The organism is Neptuniibacter sp. (genome assembly GCF_024231755.1).
Taxonomy (GTDB): domain Bacteria; phylum Pseudomonadota; class Gammaproteobacteria; order Pseudomonadales; family Balneatricaceae; genus Neptuniibacter.
Genome location: NZ_JAAEQH010000320.1, coordinates 1 through 10766, shown reverse-complemented (window position 1 = coordinate 10766; position 10766 = coordinate 1). Strand labels below are relative to the sequence as shown.

Genomic DNA, 10766 nt, shown 5'->3' with positions numbered 1-10766 from the left:
CGTAGGTTTGATTCCTGATTTTTGAAGTCACTCTTGTCGAGAATTGCATCAAGGCTGGCTCTGAAATTTGGTGTCAGGTGCCAGATAGCTTCAGCAGCGATGTCACTTTGTTTGGATGTTTCATCCGGTGCGTTGCTGGCAAGGGTAACTTTACGGTCAGCAAAATAATAAGCCTGACCAATGCTCACGCGTGCCTTTTCAGCACCTTGTGCCGTATAGAATGCACTGCTAAGCCCCAGAGAGATCTGTTGAGTATCACCAATGCGGTCATAGCCACTGAAACGGTTGCGGCGGAACAGGTAGTTGTAGTTGAAATCCAGTTCGGAAGTATCGAAGTCTGGAATATCGTCCTGTTCTTCTTCGGAAACGTATAAAGCGAAAAGGCGAGGTTCCAGTGTATGGATGCCACCGTTGCCCATATTGCGCTCAAAAATAAGACCGCTATCAATGCTCAGCATAGGGGCGGTGATGCTTGGGTTTTCATCACGGCCTGATAATTGGTTGTCCAGTGAGTAACTGCTGCTCCACAAGGATAGCTCTGGTTTAATAAAATAGCCCGGTGTGCGCCATTCGTAGCTTAGACTTGGTAGAAGGAAAGCGCGATCACCAATAATACGATCAGCGCCGCTCAAGCCATAAAGGTCGCGATCAAACTGGGTATATTCGGCTCGAAGAGAGAAATTGCTCTGTTCAGAAAGCGCTTTGTTTCCAGTTAACGTTAACTGAGGCAGTTTTTTATATGGGGCGGTACTGTCTGTATTGATGGTCTGGTAGTCATGGACCCGAGCGCGCAATCGCCAGTTCCCCGTTGAGTAGGATAGATCGGCACGTTGATCCAGATGATGCTGCCTTTTAACTTCAAGGTCTGTATCTAGATCGTCGAAATATTCTGTATCACTCACAGAAGTGAATTCGACTTCTGATTGCCAGTGTTTACTCAACTGTCCCTTATGTCCAATACCCAGCAACCAGCGATCATCTCCGGTTTTATCATCATCGGGCATGTAGGCAGTATTTAGTACGTTTTCAGACCAGTGATTCAGATATCTGAACTCGTTTTCCAGTATCAGGCCACGGTCAGACAGATATCTGGTCGTCAGCGTATCGTCCATATTGGGCGCAATATTGAAATAGTATGGCACTGACAGGTCTAGCCCAGTTTCTTTGTTGTAGCCAAAGCTTGGGTAGAGGAAACCTGAGCGACGGGCGTCATCAATTGGGAAAGTGAAGTAAGGTGTATACAGCACAGGTACACCTGCAACACGCAGTACGGCATCTTCAGCGGTACCAAAGCCTTCCTCTTGATCCAGAACAATACTGTCAGCGGTTAAGCCCCAAGCGTTGCTGTACGGTGGACAGTAGGAATAGTTGCCATTCTCAATACGTAAACGCTCATCTTGCAGACGAATAATTCGGTCAGCGGTGCCGCGTAACCGATCTTCATGCAGTATATATTGTGCGTTAGTAAAGATTGCTTCAGAGGTTGTGGTATCAACTTGAGCACTATCGCTTAACATCAGGAGCCCGGGTTCACGGAAAGTAACATTACCTTCGAGGCGGGCTTTGTTTGTTACCTGATCAAGGTCAGCGCTGCTGGCGCGAAGTCTACGTGCCCCTTGGCGTATTGTTACACCACCTTGAAGCTGAGCTAACCCACCAATAACAGTAGACGATTGGTCCGCCTCCAGGTGTAGAGGAGGGTTAGTCTGGTCTTCATCCCCCATCACCGGGAACTGTGGTTCCAAATAGCGCCCTTCACATTGCAGACCTTCGGGGTTCTTATAGAAAACCCAGTCGAGGTGAGCATATGGATTTTCTGTGATGTACTTTTGCTCTGGTGCTGCTTTGACGCCAGGAGTTGCTTGGTGACCTGGCAGAACGGTTGCGTGCACACTTACTTTGTTGCAATCCCAATCCCCGGAAGGGGTGGTGCCACACTGCCATTCGTTCCCGATAACTTCTGCCGTTTGTAACGGGATGTTCCTATCAGGCTCCTGGTGTGAAGGAGTCGCTCTTTGCTGAGTTGACGGTGTGCGGTTTGGATTTTTTGTTTCAACTTTTACAGAGGGTAATGGTGCCGCCGCCGCGTTAGGTGCGGGTTCTACTACAACACTCTCACTATCTGTCTGGCGATCAACAGTCTGAGCTGAATCTGTGATTGACTGTTCTGCTTCAGCTTTCTTTATTGCCTCTTCATTGATATCGCAGTCCCACTCACCGTTCTGGGACATATTACAGTTCCAAGCCATATCTTTGGAATCAGGTGCGGCCAGGGAATAACCAGAGGCCAAAATGGCGCTGATGGCAAGGCTTAAAGTATATGTGGATCGTTTAGCAAAGGGCATCTGTTAACTAAATCCGTTCTGCAGCTTCCGGGGGAATCCGGTATCTCGCCGAACTCTGTTATCAGTTTTAAAAAGCATAAAGCGCAGAATAATAAAGCATTCTAAGGTGTGAGTGTAGAGTACAAAGGTCATTTATATAGACGCTGTAGCTGATGCACCGTGTATAGCAATGTTGGGAGGCTATTTACCACTAAAGAAAAAATAGGCTGAATATCTTTTTTCTGATGCGATGTCATAATAGCTGCCTGATTCTATTAGAAAAGATATCTGGGGGCGGAGGCTGGATGGATCAGCGGTTTACAGAGTTAAAATCCTGGTTGGAAGGGGTGTTACCTGCATATAAAGAGTTTGATGCAGAGGATTGGCAGTTATCTCCGGTTTCTGGGGATGCAAGCTTCAGACGTTACTTTCGTGCCACCTCAGCGGGGAAAAGCTGGATAGCTGTAGATGCCCCGCCTGAGAAAGAGGATAGCCGCCCGTTTATAGCAGTTGCTGAAGCGTTGGAAGCGTTGGGTGTTGCTGTACCGCATATCTATAAGCACGACCTCGAACTTGGTTTTATGCTCTTAGGTGATTTCGGTGATGAGCTGTATTTGCCCCATTTGAATGAAGAGAGCGCTGATGCATTGTATGGCGATGCGTTGGATGCTCTCCTGTTAATTCAGCGTTGCGAAGGCCTAAAAACCGGTCCTTTACCTCTATATGATCATGAACTTCTGAGTCGTGAAGTTGAGCTTTTTCGTGAGTGGTTTTTACAAAAGTTGCTAAGACTTGAGCTTGATGAAGCGGATCACTTCGAGGTTGATCGGCTGTTCCATTATTTAATCGATTGTGCTCTGGAGCAACCTACCGTATTCGTGCACAGGGATTACCATTCCAGAAATCTAATGTACCGTGATGGTAAAGCTCCAGGTGTTATTGATTTTCAGGATGCGGTTAAAGGTCCAGTTACCTACGATCTGGTTTCTCTGTTACGAGATTGTTATATCGCATGGCCTGATGAAGATGTTTATCGTTGGGTTGAGGAGTTCCGGGTTAAGCTGCACGAAAATGGCAGAATGATGCCTGATGCGAAGCACTTTCAACGCTGGTTTGATCTGATGGGCGCACAGCGTCACCTGAAAGCGATTGGTATTTTTGCCCGCCTAAATATCCGCGATGATAAGCCTGGGTATCTAGGGGATATTCCTCGTACTATGGGATACCTGCTTGCCGTGGCACGTAAAACCTATGAGCTGGAGCCTGTAGCAGCTTGGCTAGAGCAGAGGGTTATTCCAGCGATGTATGCCAGTGAATATTTTCCTGACGAGCTTTTGCAGCGCTGGATTAAAGCATGAAAGCGATGATTCTGGCGGCGGGTTTGGGAACCCGGATGCGACCATTAACGCTGGATACGCCTAAACCTCTATTGAAGGTTAATGGTGTTCCTTTGATCGAATATCATATCCGTCGTCTGGTTGAAGCAGGTATCACTGAGTTGGTGATCAATCACGCCTGGCTTGGAGATCAGATTGAGGCATATTTGGGTGATGGTTCGCGTTTTGGTGCCAGTATTATTTATTCTCGCGAAACGGAACCTCTGGAAACGGCAGGCGGAATTCGTAAAGCCTTGTCAGCCCTAACCTGTTCGGGCGAAGAGTCCTTCATTATCGTTAATGGTGATATCTTTACCAACTTCCCTTTTTCCCAGTTGAGGGGTGTAGCAGGGCAAAATCATCTGGTTCTGGTAAATAATCCTGAGCACAACCCTAAGGGTGACTTTTACCTTAATGAGGGTGCTCTTCATCCTACTATGGGTGAGTGCTACACCTTCAGTGGCATCAGTGTATTATCAGCAGATATGTTTGCAGATCTGCCGCAGGAGCAAGCAGCTCCATTGGCGCCCCTTTTACGCGAAGCGATTGAGCGTGGTGAAGTGACAGGAGAGTTGTATTCCGGTTACTGGGTTGATGTAGGTACGCCACAACGTTTGCAGGAAATAGATAATCTTGTTCGGGAGCAGAAAATAGATGGCCTTTGATGCCCAGGAAAAAGGTGCCGAACTCGGCGCAACGTTCAAGCAGCATTCTACCTCCATTATTCTTGGGGCTGCCGTAGGCCTGTTTTCTGGTGGCTTTTGGGGACTGATTTTTGGTGGTGTTGTAGGTTTTCTTATCAGTCGTGCCCTACGCGGTATGGTAAAAGCACTCAACCCACAGGAAGCATTCTTTAAGGCAACATTCTCTGTGATGGGGCGGGTTGCTAAAGCAGATGGTCGAGTGACCGAAAACGAGATTCAATTTGCGCGTAATGTGATGATTCAGATGCGTCTGGATGAGGCGCGCAAGAAGCAGGCAATTGATTACTTTACTCAGGGAAAAGAACCTGATCTGGATCTGGCTAAGCTGGTTAAGCCTCTGGGGATAATGCTTCGGCATCGGCCTAACGTTAAATTGATGTTTGTAGAGATACAATTGCAGGCTGCTATGGCTGATGGTGAAGTCAGCCCAGAAGAGCTCCAGGTTATTGAAGAAGTATGCCAGCTGCTCGACTTCGGTGCCGATAATGTTGAAGAGGTTATCGCCCGGGTTAAAGCACAACGGGATTTCTATCAGCATGGTCAGGCGGGTGTCGATAGCGCTGTTTTATTGAAAGATGCTTACGCTATTTTGGGTGTTGAGGAAACGGCTTCAGATGCTGAGGTTAAAAAGGCTTATCGTCGACAGATGAGTCAACATCACCCGGATAAGCTGGTATCTAAAGGGCTACCTGAAGAGATGATTGAATTGGCTAAGGAAAAGTCGCAGGAAATTCAGGCAGCTTACGAGCGGATAAAAACATCTCGCAAGGAATAGGTTGAGACCCTGCAAACTGCCTTCGCTAAATATATAGGCAGGTTTCTCTGAGTGAAAAAAGAGGTTAGTCAGAATGTTTCTGACTAACCGCAACTGATCTACTGAACTGTTGTTGCAGTATGAGCGCCATAAGAAGGGATAAAATGAGGCTCACAACAATGCAGGCTGCAGCTGGCAGATCAAAGTTCCAGGCGACAGATAGACCAAGAACAAAACCAAAAACTCCAACTAAGTAGGACCAAAGGTTGGATCTGTTATACACAATTGATGCAAGCGCTGGGGCTATCAAGCACACAAACACGAGATAGATTCCCGCTTTTACAACCGAAAGGGTGATTGTGATAGCGAAAATAAGATAGAAATAACGTTCAAGTTTTTCAGGCAAGATGTGTGTTAGTAGTTGCACAAGTACTGCAACTAGCGCGAGAAGGATCAAGTCCTGCCAATCCAGCCAGAGAATATCTCCACTCAACGTACTTGTGAGTAGTTGCCCGCCTTTGGGTTGGCCAGCGACTAAAAGAACCAGAACAGAAGCTGCCAGCACATAAATTAGACCGATAAATGCTTCTCTGTATTTTGGAAAGCTGCGGTTGATCCAAGCGACAAAGCCAACACCTAGTAGGGCAAAAGCAATAGCCACTGCTTGCAGAACCCACTGTCCATCTTCGTAACTAAACCATTGAGCTGCGAGTACTGTGCCTAAAGCCGCTACTTGCGCTATTGCCAGATCTATAAAAACAATACCGCGCTTGAGAACCTGATATCCCAGCGGGATATGGCTTGCCAGTATCAGTAAACCTGCAACCAATACTGGTAAGCCTATTTCGAGTATCTGCACTATTGAGTTGCCTGTATTTCTGATAGAAGGTGGTCAAATAAGTGCTGAAGAGTACTTATTTCACCTTTCAGGTCAACTGTTGCTGGCAGGTTGAGGTGTTTAACTTCTGTTTTTTCAGCGAGCCATTGCGCTGCCCGATCATTCTGATACCAGTTTGTTAGGATGGCTACGGGTTGTTTTTCCCGGGTTTTCACCACTAAAGATTGCGCATGAGCCATTGTCGGTGGAACGCCTGGTTCCGGCTCAAGGTCTGCAACGGCATTCATACCTAACCAATGGGTCAGGTAACTGAAACTGGTGTGCTGGATGACGACGGGTTTCCCTTTTAGCGGAGCAGCTTTCATCTTCCATTTTATAGTCAACAGCTTCCATTTGGTCTGCCATTGTTCGAGAGCCTTTTGATAATCCAGACTGGATTCGGGGTCTATCGCTTGTAAGCGCTTACTTATCACCGGTGCAAGTTCGGCTACTCGATCTGGATCAAGGTGGAAGTGTGGATTACCTTCCGGATGCACATGTTCGGTGCTGAAAAACTCGGCTTCATGTTTTTCTATGGTTTCGATGAACTCTGAGAGGTAAAGCATACCTTCGGCGCCATCCCGAACCATTCTATTCCCAGCGCGTTTTTGTAGAGCGGGTAGCCAGCCTGCTTCAAGAGCTGCTCCACTACAAATTGCGATGTCAGCTTTCGCTAGTTTGGCAATCAGGCTGGGGCGAGCTTCAATATAGTGAGGGTCCTGATAGACGTGAGTCGCGCTGAAGATCTTGGCCTCTGGCGCTAGCTCCCGGCTTAGTGCTGCCCACTCAGGCTCACAGGTGAAAATGGTCAATGCTTGTGCGGTGGAAGCCACCGCAAGCAAGCATATTGCAAAGAACTTAGAAGCTATGCGCTGCATGAGCACCAAATCCTATCTGATAGTGAAGGGTGATTGCATTGTCAGCTCCTTCCATATTGTGTGCATCCTGATGTCTGTACTCCAGACGTAGGCGCTGAGTGTGGGTAGGCTGCCAGCTAATCATTACACTGGTTTCGCTTAAGCGACTTGATTCCCACTCATGCTCGCCTTCATGTTCGTGTTCTTCAGCCAGATTAACACGACCATGGCGGATACCTGTCGACCAGTTCTCGTCAAATTGATAAGCAGCAGATAGATACCAGCCATCGTAATGGTCCACATCTGCACCATAGATTTCATCAACGTAGATGTACTCAGCCGCAAGTTTCACTTGCTGCTGGCGGTTGTTACCTTGTGGTGCCCATTTCCATACCAGGTCAGCAATGTACATATTCTTGCCCTGATAATCTGCCCCATGTGAATGCCCAGCGTGGTCATGGCCGTGATCATGGTCGTGATCGTCGTCATGGTCGTCATCGTGATCATCGTGATCATCGTCGTGGTCGTCATCGTGATCATCGTCGTGGTCGTCATCGTGATCATCGTCATGGTCGTCATCGTGGTCGTCATCGTGATCATCGTCATGGTCGTCATCGTGATCATCGTCATCGTGATCATCGTCATGGTCGTCATCATGATCGTCGTCGTGATAACTTGTTGATGACTGGGTGTCATTACGGAGATAGCTCAAGCCCATCTGCCAGCTTGCATTATCGCCAATATCATCACCAAATTCAGTAGACAGAGTCCAGGTACCGATACCGGATGTTGAGGAGTTTTCTCCTAGTTCATCACCTGTAAATACAGCAGCACTTAAGCGCCAGTAGCGATCAGTGGGTGCCAGCCAGCTTAAACCTATCCCATCATCGTAATAGTGGCCACCCAGGAAAGCACGGTATAACAAAGGTCTTTCACTAAAGTTGTCAGAATGGGTATGGCTGGCATTAAGATAGCCAATGTCTGCTAAAAAACGACCTGCAGTGATATTGAGGCCACCGGGTAACGCAGATGATTGAAGAAAAGCTTCTTCAAGTTCCAGGTCACTTTCGTCTTCATTCCATTCACCAACTAAAGTTACCTGTGCTGTAGCAACGTCAGCAATGTCTTGTGTCAGGCTTAATTCACTGTGACTGGAGCCGAATCCCTCAGTACGACCGCCTAACGCTGTAGTTTCTGACTTGTGATAAGCGTCAAGAATCACTCCAACCTCAAGCGCATTAACAATGCTGGCCTGTGAATAAAGTACTGCCGATACCGCGAGCACTAATTTTTTTTTCATTGCTGAATCCCTAAACTTGATTTACGTTATATCATAACATTTGTGTTTTATTTTTCACAATTAAGGCGGGTGGATAGAGTGGGTGCAGCAGAGTTAATCAAGACAAACGTTGATGTCAGGGATGATCAAGGTCTAGTGAATAGTTCAGTGAATCATGTGACGGGACATAGCCCTGAGGTTTTGACAGCTATCTATCAAGAGCAGATTAATCTTGTTGTAATGCAAAGATCGCTCTCTGCTGAAGTCCGCCGTTATTGCCAGGAGTTTGTTGAGAGTAAGCCAAACTTTAATCTGCGTTCAGTGATAAACCCTGAGTTTTCAAAGCAGGCACTAGTAGATCAACTCCCTGATTTAGAAGGACGATCTGCATTTACTGAAGATCTGGCGTATTTACTGGAGATGTATGCCTGTTTATTTGATCTTGATGAAGTAGGGTTAAGGCTACAGGTATTGGATCGTGCAATGTGCCCGCGTTTCCATACTGATAAGTTGGGATGCCGCTTGGTAACAACTTATATAGGTCAGGGGACAGAATGGCTTAATAACACCGATTTGGATCGAACTAAACTGGGTGCCGGAAATATGGGGCTGAGCGATGAAGAATCAGGACTATACTCCTCTGCAGCTAATGTCCAACAGGTAGATCAAGGGGATATTGTTCTGCTGAAAGGTGATGGTTGGTACGGCAATGAAGGCTTAGGCGCCGTGCACAGATCCCCCGCAGTGGCTCTGGGGGATAAACGCGTGGTTGTAACTATGGATTTTGCCTGAGTATTGAGGGCTATCTATTGAGAACTAAGTGTTGAGGGATATGTAATACCGGCTGTGGCTTGTAACTCATCTATAAATAAACAAGCCGGGATTACAGCATGAATTCTTAGCTTCAGCCTTGCCTGGTTAAACTGACTTAGCCTCCAGGGGCGGCCTCTGCCGATTTGCTGACGGGGGCGTTAAGTTTAACGGAACGTTGATTCTGCTCGGCCTTAATCACATAAGTGTTAAGAATTCCTCGAACATGTTTTAGCAGCCAGGTCTGGTCTTTTTTCCAGTTATCTCGAGTTGCGGGCATGCGGCTCTGATGGAAGTTGTTCATGCGCTTGTGTCTTGCCAGGCGCAGGCGTCTTTCCGGTGCTTCTGGTTGTAGGTTTTGTCCTACTGGTACTCTGGCAGTGTGGTGGAGATCCATAATGGTATCTTTGATCTCCGGGAGGATCTTCATCAGATTGGGTGCATTAGGGCCCTCTGGGTTGCGGGCATCAACCATAAGTAAGCGCAGGTCCTGTGTTTCCTGATGTTTCTGCACATACTGTGCAGCCCAAGTAGCCCCAGTACCGATACCTAGCACAACAAAACGCTTCAATCCTTGTTGTTCCAGATGCTTTATTGCTGTTTGCCCCAAGCGGAATATTTTCTCTTTGTACTTTTCTTCAGGCTCAGCCGTTTCTTCCGCTTGCATAGGTTCAGCCTCTGATTCAGTTGTAGTGGCTGCAGTGGCTGGTTCGGATGATTCTATTGCGGGTTCTTCCGTAGCAGTGTCTTCAGTTTCTTCAGAGTCAGAAGTTTCACTATCAGTTGGCGCAGACGGGGTAATCGCTTGCATTACCGGCAAGGTGCGTTTGGGGATAGGTGCCTCTTTCTCTTGAGGTAGATAGATCGCCAGGGTATGCCAACCATATTCTGCTAACCCTTCTCGCAGGTAATTCATATCTTCAGGCCAGTCCAGATGGGTTTTCTGGTCTGGAAACATAATGATACCGCCTTGCTTGAAGCCGCTGCCTTCAATGCGATAGAAACCGATCAGCTTTTCTCCCTCTTTACCGGTATCCAGTTGAAGAATTTCAGTTTCCGGTGTTATGCGAGAGATAAGGTTGTTAATAATGTTTTTATCAACATCTGGCTCAGTGCGGGGTGGTGGAGGTTCTGACGGTTGTGCGCCGCTGGCTGCCGCTTCAGCAGCTGCCGTATCGGTTGCCTCATTCTCTTCAGCTGAAACGGAGCTGAAACTGAGTAGACATATGAGAAGCAGGAAAATTGGATTGCGATTCATAACCACGATTATGGGTAAGAAGCTGGCTGACAGCAAGCCGTCTGCTCCGGTAAAATAGCGCCAAACTATTATTATTCCGGACAAATAGCCATGTCAGATTTTAAGATTGCTCCTTCAATACTTTCAGCAGACTTCGCCCGTTTGGGGGAAGAGGTGGAAAATGTACTTGCCGCCGGTGCGGACTATGTACATTTTGACGTGATGGACAATCATTACGTGCCTAATCTCACTATCGGACCGATGGTGTGCAGTGCACTGCGTAAACATGGTATCGAAGCGCCGATTGACGTGCATCTGATGGTTAAGCCGGTTGATCGTATTATCGGTGATTTTATTGAGGCGGGTGCTAGCTACATTACTTTCCATCCGGAAGGTTCTGAACATATTGATCGCTCTTTGCAGATGATCCGTGATGGTGGTTGTAAGTCAGGCTTGGTATTCAACCCAGCTACGCCACTGAGTCACCTGGAATATGTTCTGGATAAAGTGGATATGGTTCTGCTGATGTCTGTAAACCCGGGCTTTGG

Annotated in this window: 10 protein-coding genes; 5 read left to right on the top strand and 5 right to left on the bottom strand. The window is 47.3% G+C overall.

What is annotated here, in order from left to right:
• Nucleotides 1-2231: LPS assembly protein LptD (locus tag GY843_RS18710; RefSeq protein WP_297311946.1), on the bottom strand; the 2231-nt coding region annotated here is incomplete at its 3' end.
• 398 nt (nucleotides 2232-2629) lie between these two features.
• Between GY843_RS18710 and GY843_RS18705 the strand changes: the two genes are divergently transcribed.
• From GY843_RS18705 to djlA, 3 genes are read left to right on the top strand one after another with little or no spacing between them, the layout of a single operon-like run.
• Entirely contained in the window at nucleotides 2630-3682 is a 1053-nt protein-coding gene (locus tag GY843_RS18705; protein ID WP_297311945.1) for a phosphotransferase, read from the top strand.
• Nucleotides 3679-4365 carry an N-acetylmuramate alpha-1-phosphate uridylyltransferase MurU gene (murU, locus tag GY843_RS18700; RefSeq protein ID WP_297311944.1) on the top strand — a complete coding sequence of 229 codons (687 nt, stop codon included), beginning with the start codon at nucleotides 3679-3681 and terminating at the stop codon, nucleotides 4363-4365. The genes GY843_RS18705 and murU overlap by 4 nt, the downstream gene beginning before the upstream one ends.
• On the top strand, nucleotides 4355-5179 hold the full coding sequence (djlA, locus tag GY843_RS18695) for a co-chaperone DjlA (RefSeq protein ID WP_297311943.1): 825 nt from the start codon (nucleotides 4355-4357) through the stop codon (nucleotides 5177-5179). The genes murU and djlA overlap by 11 nt, the downstream gene beginning before the upstream one ends.
• Before the next feature lie 64 nt (nucleotides 5180-5243).
• Here the strand turns inward: djlA and GY843_RS18690 are convergent, their stop codons facing one another.
• From GY843_RS18690 to GY843_RS18680, 3 genes are read right to left on the bottom strand one after another with little or no spacing between them, the layout of a single operon-like run.
• Nucleotides 5244-6017, bottom strand: a complete 774-nt coding sequence (locus GY843_RS18690; RefSeq protein WP_297311941.1) for a metal ABC transporter permease — start codon at nucleotides 6015-6017, stop codon at nucleotides 5244-5246.
• Nucleotides 6017-6913: a zinc ABC transporter substrate-binding protein gene (locus GY843_RS18685; RefSeq protein WP_297311940.1), complete on the bottom strand. Its 897-nt coding sequence runs from the start codon at nucleotides 6911-6913 to the stop codon at nucleotides 6017-6019. The genes GY843_RS18690 and GY843_RS18685 overlap by 1 nt, the downstream gene beginning before the upstream one ends.
• Nucleotides 6894-8192: a hypothetical protein gene (locus GY843_RS18680; protein ID WP_297311939.1), complete on the bottom strand. Its 1299-nt coding sequence runs from the start codon at nucleotides 8190-8192 to the stop codon at nucleotides 6894-6896. Before GY843_RS18680 ends, GY843_RS18685 begins: the two co-directional genes overlap by 20 nt.
• Nucleotides 8193-8270: 78 nt before the next feature.
• On the opposite strand from GY843_RS18680, the gene GY843_RS18675 reads away from it, so the two are divergent.
• Complete coding sequence (locus GY843_RS18675; protein WP_297311936.1) at nucleotides 8271-8963, top strand: DUF1826 domain-containing protein; 693 nt, start codon at nucleotides 8271-8273, stop codon at nucleotides 8961-8963.
• A gap of 136 nt (nucleotides 8964-9099) precedes the next feature.
• Here the strand turns inward: GY843_RS18675 and GY843_RS18670 are convergent, their stop codons facing one another.
• Nucleotides 9100-10239: a DUF3530 family protein gene (locus GY843_RS18670; protein WP_297311934.1), complete on the bottom strand. Its 1140-nt coding sequence runs from the start codon at nucleotides 10237-10239 to the stop codon at nucleotides 9100-9102.
• Nucleotides 10240-10329: 90 nt separating this feature from the next.
• Here GY843_RS18670 and rpe point away from each other — a divergent pair.
• On the top strand, nucleotides 10330-10766 hold a 437-nt coding region (rpe, locus tag GY843_RS18665; protein ID WP_297311932.1), incomplete at its 3' end, for a ribulose-phosphate 3-epimerase.